This window comes from Bradyrhizobium sp. ma5 (assembly GCF_042258955.1).
Taxonomy (GTDB): Bacteria; Pseudomonadota; Alphaproteobacteria; order Rhizobiales; family Xanthobacteraceae; genus Bradyrhizobium.
Window position 1 is genome coordinate 7,213,165 of sequence record NZ_CP170156.1, and the last position, 18,584, is coordinate 7,231,748.

The window sequence follows — 18,584 nt, forward strand, 5'->3', positions numbered from 1 at the left end:
CGTCCTCATCAACAGGAGGACATTCCATGAAGCAATCGCAGCACTTCCTCGACAATGCGGAGAACTGCGCGCAGCTTGCCGAGCGCGCCGACGACGAACCGACCTACAACCGCTACAAGCGCATGGAAGCGGCCTGGCGCGCGCTGGCCAAGGAGCAGGATTGGCTCGACGGCGAGACCTCGCCGTCGGAAAACGCAGCGTGAACTCTCACCGATGCATCGCGGCCTCCGCAGCCGCGATGCTCAGACCTCTTCGATCGGCAGCTTTCTGATGCGCCGCCCGGTCGCCGCGAAGATCGCATTCGTCACCGCCGGCGCAACGATCGCGGTGGCGGCCTCGCCGAGGCCTCCGGGATTTTGTCTGCTCGGCACGATGTGGGTCTCGATCCGCGGAACCTCGTCGATCCGCATCGGCGGATAGCTGTCGAAATTGGACTGTTCGACCCGGCCATCCTTGATCGTGATCGCCCCGCGCAGCGCCGCGGTCAGCCCGAAGATCGTCCCGCTCTGCACCTGCGCATCGATCATGCTCGGGGTCACGGCGATGCCGCAATCCACCGCGCAGACGATGCGCTCGACCTTGACCTTGCCCTTTGCATCGACGGCGACTTCGGCGACCTGCGACAGATAGCTGCCGAAGGCAAACTGCAGCGAGATGCCGCGCGCCTTTCCGGCAGGCATCTGCTGCCCCCAGCCGGCCTTGTCAGCGGCAAGGTTCAACACCGCGAGCGCGCGCGGATTGTTTGACAAGAGGCGGCGCCGGTAGTCGACGGGGTCCTGCCTGGCCGCGAACGCCAGCTCGTCGATGAAGCTCTCGACGATGAACACGTTGTGGACCGGACCGACCCCGCGCCAGAAGCCGGTCGTGATGCCGGCCGGATCGACGCGCACATAGTCGACCAGGATGTTGGGAAACGCATAGGGCGGCTCGGCAGCGCCCTCTACCGCGTCGAAGTCCAGCCCGTTCTTGAACAGCGGCGGCGCAAAGCGCGCCACCACCGACGAGCCGCAGACCCGATGATGCCACGCGACCGGATTGCCTGATATGTCGACCGCAGCCGATATCCGGTCGTAGTAATAGGGCCGGTAGATATCGTGCTGAATGTCCTCCTCGCGGCTCCAGATCACCTTGACCGGGCCGTCGACATGCTTGGCGATCTTGACGGCGAGCAGCGTGCCGTCGGGCTCGAGCCGCCGCCCAAAACCGCCGCCGAGAAACTGGTTGTGCAGAATGACCGCGTCCTTCGGCAGTCCGGTCAATGCAGCCACCCTGCTCTGCGTCGTCGTCGGCACCTGGGTGCCGACCCAGATCTCGCAGGTGTCCTTGCGGAGGTGGACCGTGCAGTTCATCGGCTCCATCGCCGCGTGCGCCAGGAACGGCAGTTCGTAGACGGCATCGAACCGCCGCGCGGCCTTGGCAAAGGCCTGCTCGACATTGCCGTCGTTCCGCGCGATGACGCCCGGCGTCTCCGATCCAGCCTTGAGCTGTGCGACGATGCCCTGGCTATTGATCTGCGCATTCGGACCGTCGTCCCACTGGATCGCCGCGGCGTCCAATCCTTCTTCGCCGCACCGGTGTGGTCGGCAACGACGGCGACGGCCTCATCGATCACGACGACCTGGCGGACGCCCTTGACCGCCAGCGCCGCGGCCTGGTTCACCTGCTTCGGCTTGCCGCCACCGACCGGCGAGATCGCAATCGCAGCAAACTTCATCCCCGGCACGATCGCATCGATGCCAAATTGCGTGCGGCCGCTGACCTTGCCGGCGGCCTCCAGCCGCTTCGGCGAAGTGCCGATCAGCGTGAACTGACCGGGCGCCTTCAGCTTGATCTGGTCGGGCGCCGGCGGCTTGATTTGCGCCGCCGCCAGAGCGACCTCGCGATAGGCCAGCGAACGCTGGCCTGAGGGATCGCGGATCACGCCGTCCGTGGCGGTGCATTGGGCCGGATCGACCTTCCAGCGCTGCGCCGCCGCGGTCACCAGCATGATGCGCGCCGCCGCGCCCGCCTGGCGCAGCGGCAGCCAGAAGCCGCGGGTCGAGGCCGACAGGCCGGTCGACTGCTCATGCAGGATCGGATTGGCATAGAGCGCGTCATTCGGCGGTGCGTGCTCGGGCACGATGCTGTCGAGCTTCACCTCGAGTTCCTCGGCGAGCAGCATCGCAAGCGAAGTGTAGGTGCCCTGCCCCATCTCAACCATTGGAATGGTGAGATGGATGCGTCCGTCCGGCTCGATCCGGACGAAGCCGTTCAGTGCTCCGCCCTCGGCAACCGGACTCGCAGCCTCGGACCGATTAGGCACGATGAACGCCAGCGCCAGGCCTCCGGCCGCAGTCGCGCTTGCCGTCAGGAAGGTGCGCCGCGAGAGCGCTGCGGTGTCCACGCGGTGAGCAAAGGTCAGCGTCATGGCTTTGCTCCGGCGGCAAGCTTGATCGCGTCGCGAATCCGGTTGTAGGTGCCGCAGCGGCAGACATTGCCCGACATCGCATCATTGATGTCGCTGTCGCTCGGGTGCGCATTGGACATCAAGAGCGCGGTCGCCGACATGATCTGGCCGGACTGGCAATAGCCGCACTGCACGACGTCAAGATCGAGCCAGGCCTGCTGCACCTTGCGGCCGGCGTCGCTCTGGCCGATCGCCTCAATCGTCGTGATCGCGGCATCGCCGACGCTGTCGATCGTGGTGATGCAGGCACGTGTCGCGGCGCCGTCGAGATGCACGGTGCAGGCGCCGCACAACGCCATGCCGCAGCCGAACTTGGTGCCGGTCATCTGCAGCACGTCGCGCAGCACCCACAACAGCGGCGTGTCGCCGTCCGCGTCGACCGTATGCGACGCGCCATTTATCTTGAGAACATAGGCCATTCTGCACCCAGCGAGATTCCGTCCGGCGGAACGGCATATGACAGCGCTGGGCTCGATCGTCTCTCGCGGGATTGCCGTGGCGCCCGCGCAATTGCCGCGACCGCTCACATTCCGCTGAATGGCGGGTTATCGCCGGTAGGCGGCCGGCGACACGCCGACGACCCGCCTGAACGCGGTGGCGAAATGCGATGGGTTGTCATAGCCGCATTTGGCGGCGATCGCCGTCACCGGCTCGTCGCCGTGCTTCAGCAGCCGCTTCGCTTCTTCCATCCGCAGTTCGGTGAGGCGCCGCAGCGGCGTCTGTCCGAAATGCTTCTTGTAGAGCCGCAACAGATGGAAGCGACTGACGCCGGCCTCCTGCGCCAGCATCTCGAGGCTGACCGAAGCGGCGAGGTTATCGCGCATGAACGCATCGACCTGGCGCAGCCGACCGCTGTTGCCGCAGGTCTGCGGCTGGGTATCGAACCGGCCGTGACGGACCAGCAGATGCGCGGCGAGCATCTCGGCGGCGGTCTCGGCGTAGAGATCGGGCGCCCCCGCCCTGAACGCGCGGTCGAGACTGAGCATGACCTGGCTGACCAGCGGATCGACGGTGCCGAGGCCGCTCGGCAATACCGGCCCCGTCTGCCGCCGCTGTGGCAGGTCCTGCGCGACGCGGTCGAGCGTCTCCGCGGGCAGATGAAGCTGCAGCGTGCTGTGGGTGGTGTCGCCGCGCCAGCGCAGCATCGCGGCCTCGCCCGGCGCCGTCATGCCGATATGGCCGACCTCGGAGCGAGACCTTTGCCAGCCGCCGCGATAGCGCACCTCGACATCGCAGGCGCCGCCTGTGACCAGCACGATCAGAAGGTCACGCGTCGCGGGGGTCACGAATTCGTTAGCCTCAGTGGGATCGTCATAAGCCCGCAACAGCAGCGAGCGCCAGCCGGCCTTCCAGCTGCACGCGGTCAACGAAGCGCGCAGATATTTATGGGCATCGAGGCTCGAGATCAGGGCCAAGAGAGGGCTCTCCATGGATCGGCCGGAGCTTACGGCGCCGGCCACCCCGCGCTTTTATACCGCCGCCCCCGGCTCAGCCACTCGATGGCCGGCAGCCCCACATGCCAAAACGCCGTGCCGCAGGCCTATTCGGCGCCGCGCTGCCGCTGCCAGCGCAGCAGGTAGGCTTGCAGCCGCCAGATGATCGTCGACAGCACGACGCCGACCAGCATCAGCACCACGACCGCGACCATCATGCCGGAGGCTTCGCCGCGGGCCTCCGACTCGATGATCAGGCGGCCGATGCCGCGCTCGGCGCCAATGAACTCGCCGACGATGACGCCGATGAGCGCGAAAGAGATCGCAGGCGTCAGCGAGGCGAACACCCAGGCCATGGTCGAGGGGATCACCACGGTGCGGGTGATCTGCCACTCGCTGGCGCCGAGCAGCCGCGCCGCATTGGTGAAACCCTCGTCGATCGACCGCGCGCCCTCGAAGGTGTTGAAGAACACCAGGAACACGACAACGATCCAGGAGGTGACTATCTTCGACATGTCGCCGATCCCGAACGCCAGCACGATGATCGGCGCCAGCGCAATCCGCGGGATCGAATTCACCGCGGTGATGAACGGCTGGAAGATCGCGCTGAGCCGATCGGATCGCCCGAGGATCAGCCCGGCGGCGAAGCCAGAGACCACGCCGGTGACGAAGCCGAAGAAGGTGTTCTTCAGGGTGATCGCCGTCGCGGCCCAGAGATTGTTCTCGTTGCGCGCCAGGCACTTTGCGAAATCGCCGTTGAACCAGCCGTTGAAGACGCCGAGCTTCGATTTCAGGCAGCTCTGGATCAGGAAGTTGTCGAAGATCATCGACGGCTTCGAGATGAAGTACGGATCGAGCAGGTCGGGCACCAGCCACGGCAGCTTGGTGCGGAGATCATAGCCCCATTGCCAGACCGACAGCACGATGGCGCAGATCAGAACCTGCCAGCCGACCGTGCCGAGCGTGCTGTATCGCCTCATGCGCTGCGGCCCTTGACGAATTCCTCGCCGAGCGAATGCCAGATGTGCTGGAACAGCTCGGCATAACGCGGGGTCTCGCGCACCTTCACCGCATCGCGCGGGCGGGCGAAGTCAACCTCGAACATGTCCTTGATCCGGCCCGGCCGCGCCGAGAACAGGATGATGCGGTCGGCCAAGGTCAGCGCCTCGCCGAGATCGTGGGTGACGAACAGCACGGTCTGCTGCTCGCGCTCCCAGATCCGGAGCAGCACTTCGTGCATGTCGATCTTGGTGTGGGTGTCGAGCGCGCCGAACGGCTCGTCCATCAACAAGATCTGCGGCTCGACGATCAGGGTCCGCATCAACGCGGCGCGCTGCCGCATGCCGCCCGACAGCGTCGACGGATAGGCGTTCTCAAATCCCTTCAGCCCGGCCTGCGCGACGCATTGCGCGATGCGCGCTTTCCGTTCCTGCGCCGGCACGCCGGATAGCTCCAGCCCATAGCCGATATTGTCGTCGACGGTCCGCCACGGAAACAGCGTGTCGCGCTGGAAGACGTAGCCGACATCGGGCGTTGCCTTGCCGGAGACGACGCGCTTGCCGTCGATCAGGATCTCGCCGCCGGTCGGGCGGATCAGCGAGGCGATCATGTTGAGCACCGTACTCTTGCCGGAGCCCGACGGCCCGAGCAGCGCGACGAACTCGCCACGGCGCACGTCGAAGCTGACGTCGCGTACGGCCTCGATCGTGGTCTTCGCAAGCTGGAACGACTTGCTCAGGCCCTTGACCTCGACGCGGCGATCGGCCGAGGCGCGCGGCGACAAGGGTGCGCTCGTCTCGAGCGCGCTCAACCCGGATAGGCCTTTCGCGCCGCGCCGATGAGATCGGAGTTGACCACGTCGGCGATCTTGAGCGGCTTGATGCCGGTCATCTCGCGAAACCAGACCTTCTCGCCGCGTGCGAAGCTCGCCGCATCGACAATGCCCTCATAGTCCGCGACCTTCTGGATCGCCGATATCTCCAGCAGATTGGCATCGCGCGAGGTGCTGCCGACATAGGGCTCGATGGCATCATAGACCTCGGTTGCCTTGTGGGTCTTGATCCATTGCGAGGCGCGCCACAGCGCGGTGACGTAGGCCTGCATCTTGGCCGGATCCTTGTCGATGGTGGCCTGCAATGTGAAATGCGCGGTCACCGGCACTTTGCCGCCGATATGCTTGTTCCATATCGCCTCGTCAGTGCCGTCGAACAGCAATTCGCCCCAACCCTGCTGCTGCGCCTCGTTCAACAGCGACAGCGAAGAGACCAGGATATCGACCTGCTTCGATTTCAGCGAACCCAGCATGGTGTCGACATTGCCGGTGCCGATCCAGGTCACCTTGTCGTCGAGTCCCATGGTTTCCATGTAGTAGGATGACCAGACATGGTTGGTGCCGCCGAGCGAGGAGACCGAGACGATCGGCTTGCGGCCGTCGGGCCGTTTCCATTGCGTGAAGGCCTCCAGCGTGTTGATGCCCTGGTCCTTCAGATCCTTGCGCAGGATGAACATCACCGAGTTCGACCGTGTGTCGACCGGCAGCAACACCCGCGCGGCGCGGCCGTGATTGGTCAGCTGCATCGGATGGGTGACGTCGCCGATGCCGATATCGCCCTGCGACGAGGCAATGATCTCGCGGGTCTTCACACCGCTGCCGCCCTGCACCAACTTGCAATCGAGCCCGGCTTCCTTGAAGTAGCCGATGCGGTCCGCGACAAATTGTGTCTGATAGACCGGCACCGCGACCGGATAGATCGCGCGGCCGGTGGCCGCCTGCGCCCATGCACGCCCGGTCGCCAGCGCCGCGCCACCCGCGGCGATCACCGTCAGGGCCGACCGCCGCGAAATGTGGGGCATGGCGACATCAGGCATCACGCGTGCTCCTTGGCCGAGATCTTGTCCAGCGCGCTGAGCACCGCGTCGCCCATCTGGACGGTCGATAGCTTCTTCGCACCCGCTTCCGCAATGTCGGCCGTTCGTGCGCCGGAGGCAAGCGCACTCTGCACCGCCTTTTCCAGCAGGTCGGCATCCTCGGGGCGGTTCAGCGTCAGGCGCAGCAGCATCGCGACGCTGAGGATCGAACCGAGCGGATTGGCGACGCCCTTGCCCGCGATATCGGGGGCGCTGCCATGTACGGGCTCATACAGCGCCTTGCGCCGGCCGAAGCGATCGACCGGGCCGAGCGAGGCCGACGGCAGCATGCCGAGCGAGCCGGACGCCATCGCCGCGCAGTCGGACAGGATGTCGCCGAAGATGTTGCCGGTCACCATGACGTCGAACTGCCGCGGCTCGCGCACGATCTGCATCGCGGCGTTGTCGACATAGAGATGGGTCAGCTCGACGTCGGAGAATTCCTCCTTGTGCAGCCTGACCACCTCCTCGCGCCAGACCACGCTGGTCTCCAGCACATTGGCCTTGTCGACCGAGCAGACCTTGTTGCGCCGGGTCCGCGCCAGCTCGAACGCCGAGCGCGCCACGCGGCGGATCTGGTTCGTGGTGTACTGCTCGGTGTTGAAGCCGCGGCGCTGGCCATCCGGCAAGGTCTCGATGCCGCGCGGCTCTCCGAAATAGATGCCGCTGGTCAATTCGCGGATGATGACGAAATCGACGCCGTCGAGCACCTCGGGCTTGAGCGGCGCCGACGCCGACAGCGCAGGGCTCGCCACGATCGGCCTCAAGTTCGCATAGAGATCGTATTTGCTGCGCAGGCCCAAGAGACTGCCGGCCTTGCGCGCGGCCGCCGGCACTTCGGTGGTCTCGGGACCACCGGTCGCACCCCACAGGATGGCGTCGGCCTCGTCCATCGCCTCCGCGGTATCCTCGGGCAGCACCTTGCCGGTCGCCAGATACGGGATCAGGCCGTATTGCGCCTCGCGCAAGGTCATCGGCACGTTCCGTTTGGCTGCGAACCACTCGAGCACGCGGCGCGACTGCGCGGTGACTTCAGGGCCGATGCCCTCGCCGCCGACGACGGCGACCTTGATCATGTTGGATTGCGTGCTCATGCCGGTGTCCTTGAAGCGGGTGTTCTCTGAAAATGAATCCAGGGCCGCGCCGCGCGGTCGACGACCTGGAAGGCGTGGATCTCGGCGTCGCGTTGCAACGTCAGCGCCACCTCGTCGAGCCCCTTCAACAGTCCTTCGCGCCGCCGCGGGTCGATCTCGAAGGAATGCCGCGCGCCCGACGGCGAGACGATGGTCTGCGCCTCGAGGTCGATCGAGACCTTGCCGGCGCCCTGCGTCGCCTCGATGTCGGCGGCAAGCTGATCGACCACCGCCTTGTCGACGACGACGGGCAGGATGCCGTTCTGGAAGCAGTTGGCGAAGAAGATGTCGCCGAAGCCGGAGCCGATGACGGCGCGGATGCCGCGCTCCTGCAACGACCACACCGCGCCCTCGCGCGACGAACCGCAGCCGAAATTCGGTCCGGTTACCAGGATCTCGGCCTCCCGGTACGGCTCGCGGTTGAGGATGAAATCCGGATTCTCGGAGCCGTCAGCGAGATAGCGCAGCGAGCCGAACGCCCATTTGCCGAGCGTGCCGCGGATCGAATTGCCGACCAGGCGCTCGATCCGGATGATCACGTCGGTATCGATATTGGCGCGCATGATCGGCGCAGCAGTCGCGGTGAGCTTGTCGAACGGTTTCGGCATCGTCTAGCGCCCCATCATCCTGACATCGGCGATCGCACCGGCGATGGCCGAGGCCGCCGCACTCGCTGGGCTCGCCAGATGCGTCCGCGCCCGCGGTCCCTGCCGGCCGACGAAATTGCGGTTCGAGGTCGAGACCGAGCGCTGCCCGGGCGCCACCACCTCGCCATTGGCGGCAAGGCACATCGAGCAACCCGGCTCGCGCCATTCGAAGCCGGCATCGATGAAGATCTTGTCGAGCCCTTCGGCCACTGCCTCGCGCTTGACGTTCTCCGAGCCCGGCACCACCCAGGCGCGGACGCCAGGGGCGACCTTGCGGCCGCGCGCCACCTCGGCCGCGGCGCGCAGATCGCTGAGCCGGCTGTTGGTGCAGGAGCCGATGAACACCCAGTCGACCGGCGTGCCGGCGATCGGCGCACCGCCTTGCAGGCCCATATACTCGAGCGCGGTCTCGATCGCGGCGCGCCGCGCCGGATCGTCGACCGCCTTCGGATCGGGAATGAGGCCATCGACGCCGACGACATGCTCGGGGCTGATGCCCCAGGTCACCTGCGGGATGATATTCTCGACATCGATCACGACCTCGCGGTCGAACACCGCATCGGGATCGCTCGGCAATTCGCGCCATGCCTTGACTGCCAGATCCCACATCTCGCCTTGCGGCGCATAGGGACGGCTGCGCAGGTACTCGAAGGTTTTTTCATCGGGCGCCACCATGCCCATCTTGGCGCCGAGCTCGATCGAGAGGTTGCAGATCGTCAGCCTTCCCTCGATCGGCAGTTCGCGGATCGCACTGCCGGCATATTCGACCGCGTAGCCGGTGCCGCCGGCCGCACCGATATGCCCGATCAGTGCGAGGATCATGTCCTTGCCGGTGACGCCGAGCGGCAGCTTGCCCTCGAAGCGCGCGCGCATCGTCTTCGGACGCTTCTGGATCAGCGCCTGCGTCGCCAGCACGTGGGTGAGCTCGCTCGACCCGATGCCGAAGGCGAGCGCGCCGAGACCGCCATGGGTGCAGGTGTGGCTGTCGCCGCAGACGATCGTCGCGCCCGGCAGGCTCAAGCCGAGTTCCGGCCCGATGACGTGGACGATGCCCTGGCCGGGCTGATCGACATCGAACAGCGTGATGCCGCTCGCCGCCGTCTCGGTCCGCAGCGCAGCCAGCAATTCCATGCCGATCTTGCTGGTTCCGGCGCGGCCGGGCGCCGTCGACAACGCGTGATCCGGCGTCGCAAACGTCAGTTCGGGGTTGTGAACGTTGAGGCCGCGGCTCTTGAGATCGAGCAGGCCGCGCGAGCCGCCGAGATCGTGCAGCAGATGGCGATCGATATGAAGGAGGTCCGTGTCCTCGCTGAGGCGGGCGATGACATGCTGGTCCCAGATCTTCTCGAGCAAACTGCGTCCGGGCATCCGCCTTCCCCTGCTCTCCGCGTTTCCATGCGGCTTGATCGAATTGGCGCCAATCTGTGCCAAAGTTGTCGTCAAGTGAAGCAGTTTTGCCCTAACATCACATATGTGATGGAAGGCGCGGTCGTTGCGCCGCCGCGGAGACAGCCATGCCGAACGCGAACAAGACGGCCATCGTCAAATCGGCCATGCGGTCGTTTGCCGTTCTGGAGTTCTTTCGGGAAAGAAAGCGGGCTGCTTCCGTGACTGAAATAGCTTCCGCGCTTCAGATGCCCCAATCGAGCACGTCAGTGTTGCTTCGCAGTCTCGTTGAATTGAACTACCTTGAATACGACCGACGAACCCGGCGTTTCATCCCTAGCTACCGGGTCAATCTGCTTGGCGATTGGATCCGTCGTTCTCCGTTCCGGGACACGAAGCTCACCGATCTGATGGAGGAACTCTGGACCGCGACGGGTGGCGAGACCGTCATGCTGGGACAGCAGGCCGGCGCCGCCGGGATGCGGTATCTGCACGTTGTCCCCGGCGGCAATCAGCTTCAGTTCATTGCAAATGCCGGTCAAATACGACCGATGGTTCGCACCGCGCTCGGACACGTGCTGCTGAGCCAGATGCCGAACACCAAAATTCGCGGCATCATCCGTCGCAATAACGCCGAGGAGCCGAGTCAGTCGGCTCGCGTTCGCGAAGCGGCCTTTCTGGAAGAGGTCGAGCGCATCCGCCGCCGCGGCTTTTCCGAGTCGAGCGGCCGCACGACGCCGGGCGCAAACACAATCGGCATGCTTGTTCCCCTGCCAAAGCGACGCGCGCCGCTCGCTATCGGCATCGGCGGGCCAATCGAACGGATCGCGGCAAAGCGCGCGCAGATCATTGAAGTCATGCAGAGCCGGCTGAAGGAACTGACAGATGTGGCGCCGTAGCCCGGATGGAGCCAACGGGTCCCGCGAACGCGCGCCCGATGACAGGCTCCGCGCAATCCGGGCTACAAATGCGCGCCGAAATTCCTACGACGCCAGCGCTTCCTCCGGCATCACGGCCGACAGATGCTGGCTCTCGGCCACGGCGCGGTTGGTGATGCGGCCGCGATGGACGTTGAGGCCGGCGCGCAGATGCGGATCCTCGACCAGCGCGCGCAGTCCCTTCGAGGCCAGCGCCAGGCCGAACGGCAAGGTGGCGTGGTTGAGCGCGTGGCTCGAGGTCACCGGCACCGCACCCGGCATGTTGGCGACGCAATAATGCACGATGTCATCGACCAGATAGGTCGGCGCCTGGTGCGTGGTCGCCTTCGAGGTCTCGAAGCAGCCGCCCTGGTCGATTGCGACGTCGACCAGCACCGCGCGGCGTTTCATGCCTGCAAGCTGCGCGCGCGAGACAAGTTTCGGCGCGCTGGCGCCGGGCACCAGCACCGCGCCGATTACAACGTCAGCCGCGAAAACCTCCTGCTCGATCGCTTCCAGCGTGGCGTAACGGGTGCGGACGCGCCCGAGGAACAGGTCGTCGAGCGCGCGGAGCCGCGGCAATGAGCGGTCGAGGATGGTGACGTCGCTGCCGAGGCCTGCCGCCATCCGTGCCGCATGAGTGCCGACCACACCGCCACCGATGATCGCAACGCGCGCCGGCGGAACGCCCGGCACGCCGCCGAGCAGCTTGCCCATGCCGTCGGCGGATTTGCGCAGCGCGGCGCCCGCGGCCTCGATTGCCAGCCGGCCGGCGACTTCGCTCATCGGCGCGAGCAGCGGCAGCCCGCCATGTGCATCGGTCACAGTCTCATAGGCGACCGCCGTGCAGCCTGAGGCGATCAGCCCCGTGGTCTGCGGCACGTCGGGCGCGAGATGCAGATAAGTGAAGAGGATCTGGCCCTCGCGCAGCCTGCTCCATTCGGATGGCTGCGGCTCCTTCACCTTCACGATCATCTCGGCGACCGCGAACACCTCCTCGGCGGTGTCGGCAATCCGTGCGCCGGCCTGGGTGTAGACGTCATCGCCGGCACCGATGCCGTCACCGGCGCCGCGCTGGACCACGACCTCGTGGCCGTGCGCCACATATTCCCGCACCGAGGCAGGCGTCAGCCCGACCCGATATTCCTCGACCTTGATTTCCTTGGGCACGCCGATGCGCATGGTCCGCTCCTTGAAGGATTCGTTTCCCTTAGCCTCAAGGGTATTCCTCGTCACACGGCGTTTCTCAGCGAATTCCGGCTTGTGCACATGCGGATACGCCCATATCCTTCGTTTTCAGCTCGGCCTTCGAAGGAAAACTGCGTGGACGGTCTCGATCGTATCGATCTCAGAATCCTTGCCGAGCTGGTCGCCGATGCGCGCGCCAGCCAGATCGAGCTCGCCGAGAAGGTCGGGCTGTCGCCGACCGCCTGCGCGCGGCGCATCCGTCATCTCGAGGAGATCGGCGTGATCCGCGGCTACCGTGTCGACCTCGAGCCGACAGCGCTTGGCCTGGTGACCACCGTCGTCGTCACCATCACGCTGGAGAAGCAGAGCGAGGATTATCTCGCAGCCTTCGAGGCCGCGATCGCGCGCTGCCCCGACGTCGTGTCCTGCCATCTGATGTCGGGCAGCGACGATTATCATTTGCAGGTCATCGCCCGCGACATCGCCGACTTCGAGCGCATCCACAAGCAGCATCTGTCGCGGATGCCGGGCGTCGCCCGCATCCATTCCAGCTTTGCGATGCGCGAGGTGGTCCGCCGCACCATTCCGGAGACCGCGCTGCGCGGCTGAAGGCCGATCGCCGCGTCAGGACGGATGGCGGCTCGCGCGCGGCCACATCCGCGCGAGCGTGTCGTCCTTCTTGACGACGACATGCCAGAGCGTCGCGGCGATGTGCAGCGCGACCACCGCATAAACGAAGTAGGCAAGCACGCCATGCGCGAGCTCGCCGGCCTCCGCGACCGCCTTGTTGTCGGCGAACAGGCGCGGCCAGCTGAAGGTCCAGAAATAGCGCAGCGAATAGCCGCCCGCCGACGAGAACATGTATCCGGTCACCGGCATCACGAACAGGATGGCGTAGAGTGCCCAGTGATTGAGCCGTGCGGCGATCCTGACCAGCGGCGAGAACGAACCCGGCTCCGGCGGCGCCGTGGTCACGGCGCGCACCATCAGCCGCAGGATCGCAAGGAAGAACAGCGTGACGCCGAGCGACTTGTGCACCTCGAGCAGCTCGCGCCGCGGCGACGTTCCCGCCGGCTGCAGCCCGCAATAGAGCCCGATCAGCATGGCCGCGATGAACAGCACCGCCGTCGCCCAGTGAATCCGGCGCAACAGCGGATCGTAGCTGGCCGTCATGTCCGTCGTCACAAGGTGCCTTGGCTTGAAGCCGCCCGTGCGGGTTCGGCCGAAAAAGGAAGGCCGTTCCATAGATGATCGCGCGACACCTGCCTACCCGGCGAGGGCGTCAACTTCGATCACGATCGCGAAGGGGTGGCGAGCCGATGCTCCCCTCAATCGTCATTCCGGGGCGCGCGAAGCGCGAGCCCGGAATCCATCCAACCGCAACACGGCGGCCCGATGGATTCCGGGCCTGCGCCTTCGGCGCATCCCGGAATGACGAAGGAGGGACGGCGCGCCTCGGAATGACGAACGGAGGGTCCGCGCAGCCACGCGCTCACTGTCACAAACGCCGCGCTGTCACAAACCGCGCCCGCTGTCACAAACGCTGTCACAATCGGAGCCGCCCGGCCCCGCGCCACACGCATTTTTTAGTCGTGATTCGCCGCCTTCTATGACAGAATTACTACAATTCAATATCAGTTCGGTTACACGCGGAGCGGTGAATGAGCATGGAGTGGCGGGCGCGGCCGGTTTCGCTGGCTTGGTCGAATCCAGTGGTCCGGTGGTGGGGCTTCCTGAGCCTCGTCAGCGCCGCCAACATCGCGATCTGGTTCGCGCTGTACCGCCAGTTCCATGAGCAGTCGAACGGCAGCTTCAGCAACACGTCCGGCATCGGCCTGATGCTGCTGCTCTGCGCGGCCTATGTGTTCGGCTGCGCCTTCCGCTCGGTGCTGCCGCGCGCCGACGTGCAGCGCATCTGCCTGTTCGACACCTGGCTATCGAGCGTCGTGGTCGGCCGCACCGTCGCCACCGTCGCCGAGGTCTGCTTCGCCGCGCAATGGGCGATTATCCTGCATCAGCTCGGCACCATGACCGGCGCCGAGACCACCATCAACATCGCCTGGATCATCGTGCCGCTGATCGTGATCGCGGAATGCTTCTCCTGGTATGCAGTGCTGACCACCCATTATCTCTGCAACGCGATCGAGAACTCGATCTGGGCGGTGGTGTTCTTCCTGGTCGGGATCGCGCTGTGCCGGCTGCTGCCCGAGTTTCACGGCCCGGTGCGCTGGGCCCTCATCGTCGCGATCGTCGGCATCGCCGCCTTCCTCGCCTTCCTGATGACCGTCGACGTCCCGATGTATCTGAACCGCTGGCGCGCCAATCTCGCCGCCGGCGGCACCCTGCTGCATCCGCTCGAGGGCCTGCGCGACGTCAGCAGGCGGTGGGTCGTGACCCATGACATCGCCGAGTGGCGCGAGGAGATCGCCTGGATGTCGCTGTATTTCAGCATGGCGGTGTGGTCGAGCCTTGCGCTCTGCGTCGGCTACTCGCTCGAGGACCAGCTGCCGCGCTACCGCACCGAGCCGGTGGTCGTCGCGACGACGCCGGCGATCGAAAGCCCGGCGCTGGCGATCGTCAGCACGACGCCGGCGGCGCAGCACACCGCAACGATCGACGCGGCGGCGCCGTCACGGAATTGAACGGCGGTCGCCGCGCGCGGCTTGTGGCCGTCAGCGCTTTCGGAGTAAAGGCTGGGTGATCCCCGCTCATCCATCCGCGCGTTCCATGCCCCGCATCACCATCATCGAAACCGGGCTCGTCAGTCCGCAATTCCGCGGGCGCCACGGCAGCTATCCGCAGATGTTCCAGCGGATGGTGGCGACTTCAGATCCGTCGGTCGCCTGTGACGTCGTCAGCGTCGCCAACGGTGAGCCGCTTCCGGATCCGGCCACGTTGGATGCGATCCTGATCACGGGATCGGCGGCCGGCGTCTATGACGATGTCGCCTGGATCGCGCCGCTCGAAGCCTTCGTGCGCACAGCCCACGACAAGCACGTTCCGATGGTCGGCGTCTGCTTCGGTCATCAGCTGATCGCGCAGGCGCTTGGCGGCACAGTGCGCAAGTCCGAGAAAGGCTGGGGCATCGGCCGCCATGTCTATCGGATAGCGCCGGACAACGGGCTGCTCGCGGGCGAGACGATCGCGGCGGCCGCCTCGCATCAGGACCAGGTGATCACCCCGCCCGCCTCCGCACGCACCATCATGGCGTCCGAGTTTACCCCGCATGCCGGGCTGCTCTATGCCAACGGCACGACGCTGTCGGTACAGCCGCATCCGGAATTCACCGTCGACTATGCCGACGCGCTGTGCGACCTGCGCCGCGGCCTCGCGCCCGATACCGTGGTCGAAACCGCTAAGGCATCGCTCACCGAGCCGCTCGACCACGCCACGCTCGGCGGCGTGGTCACGCGCTTCCTCACACGCCATACGCCAGCGTAAGTCAACGCCTCAGGTCATGCTGCCCGGCATGAAGCAGCGCACGCGCGGGTGACCGTCGATATAGTGCTTCCACACCATGGTTCGCCCGATCTTGTTCGGCTCGGTGATCAAGGCCTCGTCCGGCACCACGACCCATTCGTCGTCGATGTGCACGCGATAATGGCCGTGATCCGATTCCCAGTCCGGATCGGCGACCACGGATCCGTCGGCGTCGGAACAGCATTGTCCGTAACCGCTGTGCAGGCTTTCAAACCAGGGTTTCAGAGGTGAATTGGCGTAGCGGCCGTCGTCGCGCGCCAGGGTCGGCGATGTCAACCACATCGTCCCAAGCAGCAGTGCCGCACACGTGATGGCGTGCATGGTGTCGTCTCCGCAAGTGTCGATCCAGCTGCGGGCGCGCATCACTTACTGTTCGCCGGCGACATTGCCGTCGCGGGCGAAACACGACGAATCGGCGCCCCAGCACCTTGCATTGAAGTATGCAAGAGCGACGCCAGACTGCATTCCGGGAGACTACGGCCGACGAAAGTATGGGGCGGGGACGGCCGCGTGCCGCGTGCGGCAAGTCGCAATCTCAAGCGCGCGCGATTGCCTTCGGCACGGCTCGATCAGCGGATCGCCGCAGCGACCTCGGGGAGCAGCGGCGGTGCACTTCGCGACGCCGCCTGCAGCGCGCATTCGACGAACCGGCGCGGCAAGAGCGAGGCGTTCGAACGCATCGCCACCAGCATGCGGCTCTCCGCATCCGGCGTGTCCAGCGCTTTCGCGACCACGTTCATGACGCCGGCCTGCTGGTAGCACGATGGCAGGATCGAAAGTCCGATCCCGGCCGCCACGAGGCTGAGCACCGTGCGCAGTTCATGCGCCTCCTGCGCGATCCGCGGCGCAAAGCCGGCTCGCCGGCACAGCATCGCCGCCTGGTCGCCGACGCCGCAGCCGCTCTCCGCCATGCCGACGAATTCATGCTCGGCAAGGTCGGCAACGCTGAGCTTGCCGGGCGCGGCGGCCAGCGGATGATCGATCGGCAGGAACACCATCAGCCGGTCGCGCCAGACGACATGAACCTGCAGATCGGCCGCGGGCCGGAAATCCAGCGGCGGCCGCATGATCGCGACGTCGAGCTCGGCGTCGGCCAGCGCCTGCAGCTGTTTCGCCGTCGACATGTGCCTGAGTTCGATCTTCACCCGCGGATAGCTGCCGCGGAAACCGCGGAACAGTTCGGCGAACATCTCGAGCATCGGAACCGAGTCGGTAAAGCCGACACGAACGGCGCCGGCCTCCCCGCGCGCGGCGCGGCGCACGGTCTCCGACGCAAGGTCGAGCTCGCTGACGGCACGCCGTGCGTGCTCCAGCAGCAACTGGCCGGCCTGGGTGAGCTCGACCGCACGCCTTGTCCGCGACAACAGCTGGGTGCCGAGCTCCTCTTCCATCGCCTTGATCTGCGTGCTCAGCGGCGGCTGGCTGACATGCAGCCGCTTGGCGGCGCGGCTGAAGCTCAGCTCTTCGGCGACCGCGATGAAGTAGCGAAGCTGCCTGTAATCCATCGCTTATTCCGTTTCCCTATAAGTGACGGGTCAAAGCGGTATTTGACCTCCCACGGCCGTTTCCCGATCTTGGCGGCAAAACGCCGATGCTCCAAGGGGCAACACGCGCAGCCGGTCAGCCATGCGAAATCGCCGCGAATAACAGGCGCTCCGCCCGGTTCGGATCACAAGCGCGATAACAAGAAGCAAGGGAGGATTCCAATGGGCCAAGCGTCCGTCAGCGAGCTCGAACAGCAAACCATCCGCCGGGTCTATTGGCGGCTGATCCCGATCCTCTTCGTCATGATGTTCTTCAACTATCTCGACCGCATCAATCTCGGCTATGCCGGCCTGACCATGAACAAGGATCTCGGCCTCAGCCCCGCGATCTTCGGCTTTGCCGCCAGCATCTTCTTCCTCGGCTACATGGTGCTCGAAGTGCCGAGCAATCTGATGCTGCACTGGCTCGGGGCGCGGATTTGGCTGGCGCGGATCCTGATCACCTGGGGCCTCGTCGCTACGCTGACCGCCTTTGTCTGGAATCCGCTCAGCCTCTATGTGATGCGGTTCGGCCTCGGCGTCGCGGAAGCCGGCTTCATGCCCGGCGTGGTGCTGTATCTGACCTATTGGTTCCCCGCGCGCTACCGCGCCCGCGCGGTCGCCGGCTACATCATCGCCGGCTCGTTCTCGGCGGTGCTGGGCGGGCCGATCTCGACCAGCATCATGACCTTCCTCGACGGCGCGTCCGGCCTGCATGGCTGGCAATGGATGTTCATCGCCGAGGGCGTGCCGACCATTCTGCTCGGCGTGTTCACGCTCTATTATCTGACCGATCGCCCCGCCAAGGCGAGTTGGCTCACCAAAGAGCAGGCCGCCTGGCTGGAAGGCGAGCTCGCCACTGAGCGGGCCGAGATCGAACAACAGGGGCAGCACAGGTTGATCGAATGCGTGCTCGATATCAGGGTCTGGCTGCTGGCGGCGCTGTTCGGCTGCGCGCTGGTCGGGATCTATGGCCTGCTGCTGTGGCTGCCGCAGATCATCAAGGGGATGGGCAATCTCAGCAACATCGAGGTCGGCTTTCTATCGGCGATCCCGCCGCTGCTCGGCGTCGTCGGCACCATCGTGGTCAGCCGCAGCTCGGACAAGACCGGCGACCGCAAGTTTCATCTTGCGGCCGTTTATCTGCTCGCCGCCGTCGCCATGCTCGGCAGCGCCTATGTCGCGAGCCCGGTGCTGGCCTTCGTGTTCCTCTGCATCGTCGGCTTCAGCCTGAATGCCGGCAATCCCCTGTTCTGGAGCATCAACGCCTCGTTGCTGACCGGCGCGGCCGGCGCCGCCGCGATCGCCATGGTCAACACCCTGGCGCAGTTCGGCGGGTTGATCGGCCCCTGGTGCATCGGGCTGATCAAGGACTCCACTGGAAGCTTCTCCTGGGCACTCGTCGGCATCGCCGGCTTCCTGTTCGTTGCCTCCGCCATCGCCGCCACCATGCGGGTCAAACCGCGCGAGACGGAATTGACGGGCGCGATCCCGTCAACCGTCGCACACTGACAACCCTGCCAA

20 protein-coding genes are annotated in these 18,584 nt (G+C 65.7%); 6 read left to right on the top strand and 14 right to left on the bottom strand.

Translation table 11 applies throughout. The features are described from left to right. Positions 1-26 precede the first annotated feature (26 nt). On the top strand, positions 27-203 hold the full coding sequence (locus ACE103_RS34040; protein WP_375776582.1) for a hypothetical protein: 177 nt from the start codon (positions 27-29) through the stop codon (positions 201-203). 39 nt (positions 204-242) lie between these two features. On the opposite strand, the gene ACE103_RS34045 is transcribed toward ACE103_RS34040, so the two are convergent. The 10 genes from ACE103_RS34045 to leuC form a co-directional block, all read right to left on the bottom strand. Next, the gene (locus tag ACE103_RS34045; protein WP_375781241.1) at positions 243-1,454 is read right to left on the bottom strand and encodes a xanthine dehydrogenase family protein molybdopterin-binding subunit; all 1,212 of its coding nucleotides are present in this window, start codon (positions 1,452-1,454) and stop codon (positions 243-245) included. Then, on the bottom strand, positions 1,346-2,407 hold the full coding sequence (locus ACE103_RS34050; RefSeq protein ID WP_375776583.1) for a molybdopterin cofactor-binding domain-containing protein: 1,062 nt from the start codon (positions 2,405-2,407) through the stop codon (positions 1,346-1,348). The genes ACE103_RS34045 and ACE103_RS34050 overlap by 109 nt, the downstream gene beginning before the upstream one ends. Beyond that, positions 2,404-2,865 (bottom strand): (2Fe-2S)-binding protein, encoded by a 462-nt coding sequence (locus ACE103_RS34055; protein ID WP_223969547.1) that lies wholly within the window; start codon positions 2,863-2,865, stop codon positions 2,404-2,406. The genes ACE103_RS34050 and ACE103_RS34055 overlap by 4 nt, the downstream gene beginning before the upstream one ends. 126 nt (positions 2,866-2,991) lie before the next feature. Further along, entirely contained in the window at positions 2,992-3,861 is an 870-nt protein-coding gene (locus ACE103_RS34060; protein WP_375776584.1) for a helix-turn-helix domain-containing protein, read from the bottom strand. A gap of 125 nt (positions 3,862-3,986) precedes the next feature. Continuing rightward, positions 3,987-4,859: an ABC transporter permease gene (locus tag ACE103_RS34065; protein ID WP_223969549.1), complete on the bottom strand. Its 873-nt coding sequence runs from the start codon at positions 4,857-4,859 to the stop codon at positions 3,987-3,989. Next, positions 4,856-5,689 carry an ABC transporter ATP-binding protein gene (locus ACE103_RS34070; RefSeq protein ID WP_375776585.1) on the bottom strand — a complete coding sequence of 278 codons (834 nt, stop codon included), beginning with the start codon at positions 5,687-5,689 and terminating at the stop codon, positions 4,856-4,858. The genes ACE103_RS34065 and ACE103_RS34070 overlap by 4 nt, the downstream gene beginning before the upstream one ends. Then, a complete protein-coding gene (locus ACE103_RS34075) occupies positions 5,686-6,747 on the bottom strand; it encodes an ABC transporter substrate-binding protein (RefSeq protein ID WP_375776586.1) in 1,062 nt (353 codons plus the stop codon). The genes ACE103_RS34070 and ACE103_RS34075 overlap by 4 nt, the downstream gene beginning before the upstream one ends. Beyond that, the gene (gene leuB, locus ACE103_RS34080; protein ID WP_375776587.1) at positions 6,747-7,880 is read right to left on the bottom strand and encodes a 3-isopropylmalate dehydrogenase; all 1,134 of its coding nucleotides are present in this window, start codon (positions 7,878-7,880) and stop codon (positions 6,747-6,749) included. The genes ACE103_RS34075 and leuB overlap by 1 nt, the downstream gene beginning before the upstream one ends. Beyond that, positions 7,877-8,527: a 3-isopropylmalate dehydratase small subunit gene (leuD, locus tag ACE103_RS34085; RefSeq protein WP_375776588.1), complete on the bottom strand. Its 651-nt coding sequence runs from the start codon at positions 8,525-8,527 to the stop codon at positions 7,877-7,879. Before leuD ends, leuB begins: the two co-directional genes overlap by 4 nt. 3 nt (positions 8,528-8,530) lie before the next feature. Beyond that, positions 8,531-9,934, bottom strand: coding sequence for a 3-isopropylmalate dehydratase large subunit (gene leuC / locus ACE103_RS34090; RefSeq protein ID WP_375776589.1), 1,404 nt, complete (start codon positions 9,932-9,934; stop codon positions 8,531-8,533). A 146-nt stretch (positions 9,935-10,080) separates the two neighbouring features. Between leuC and ACE103_RS34095 the strand changes: the two genes are divergently transcribed. Next, entirely contained in the window at positions 10,081-10,851 is a 771-nt protein-coding gene (locus tag ACE103_RS34095) for an IclR family transcriptional regulator (protein WP_223969555.1), read from the top strand. Between the two features lie 84 nt (positions 10,852-10,935). Here the strand turns inward: ACE103_RS34095 and ald are convergent, their stop codons facing one another. Beyond that, positions 10,936-12,051, bottom strand: a complete 1,116-nt coding sequence (ald, locus tag ACE103_RS34100; RefSeq protein ID WP_375776590.1) for an alanine dehydrogenase — start codon at positions 12,049-12,051, stop codon at positions 10,936-10,938. 87 nt (positions 12,052-12,138) lie between these two features. Here ald and ACE103_RS34105 point away from each other — a divergent pair, with 87 nt between their 5' ends. Next, the gene (locus ACE103_RS34105) at positions 12,139-12,666 is read left to right on the top strand and encodes an Lrp/AsnC family transcriptional regulator (protein WP_375776591.1); all 528 of its coding nucleotides are present in this window, start codon (positions 12,139-12,141) and stop codon (positions 12,664-12,666) included. Between the two features lie 15 nt (positions 12,667-12,681). Here ACE103_RS34105 and ACE103_RS34110 read toward each other — a convergent pair whose 3' ends face one another. Continuing rightward, a complete protein-coding gene (locus ACE103_RS34110) occupies positions 12,682-13,230 on the bottom strand; it encodes a cytochrome b (RefSeq protein ID WP_375776592.1) in 549 nt (182 codons plus the stop codon). A gap of 494 nt (positions 13,231-13,724) precedes the next feature. Here ACE103_RS34110 and ACE103_RS34115 point away from each other — a divergent pair, with 494 nt between their 5' ends. Further along, positions 13,725-14,699 carry a hypothetical protein gene (locus tag ACE103_RS34115; RefSeq protein ID WP_375781242.1) on the top strand — a complete coding sequence of 325 codons (975 nt, stop codon included), beginning with the start codon at positions 13,725-13,727 and terminating at the stop codon, positions 14,697-14,699. Positions 14,700-14,784: 85 nt separating this feature from the next. Beyond that, complete coding sequence (locus ACE103_RS34120) at positions 14,785-15,498, top strand: type 1 glutamine amidotransferase (protein WP_375776593.1); 714 nt, start codon at positions 14,785-14,787, stop codon at positions 15,496-15,498. Between the two features lie 9 nt (positions 15,499-15,507). Here ACE103_RS34120 and ACE103_RS34125 read toward each other — a convergent pair whose 3' ends face one another. Both ACE103_RS34125 and ACE103_RS34130 read right to left on the bottom strand, forming a co-directional pair. After that, on the bottom strand, positions 15,508-15,858 hold the full coding sequence (locus ACE103_RS34125) for a hypothetical protein (protein WP_375776594.1): 351 nt from the start codon (positions 15,856-15,858) through the stop codon (positions 15,508-15,510). Between the two features lie 248 nt (positions 15,859-16,106). Further along, positions 16,107-17,042 carry a LysR substrate-binding domain-containing protein gene (locus ACE103_RS34130; protein ID WP_375776595.1) on the bottom strand — a complete coding sequence of 312 codons (936 nt, stop codon included), beginning with the start codon at positions 17,040-17,042 and terminating at the stop codon, positions 16,107-16,109. Between the two features lie 201 nt (positions 17,043-17,243). On the opposite strand from ACE103_RS34130, the gene ACE103_RS34135 reads away from it, so the two are divergent. Continuing rightward, positions 17,244-18,572, top strand: a complete 1,329-nt coding sequence (locus ACE103_RS34135) for an MFS transporter (protein WP_375776596.1) — start codon at positions 17,244-17,246, stop codon at positions 18,570-18,572. The last annotated feature ends 12 nt before the right edge of the window (positions 18,573-18,584 follow it).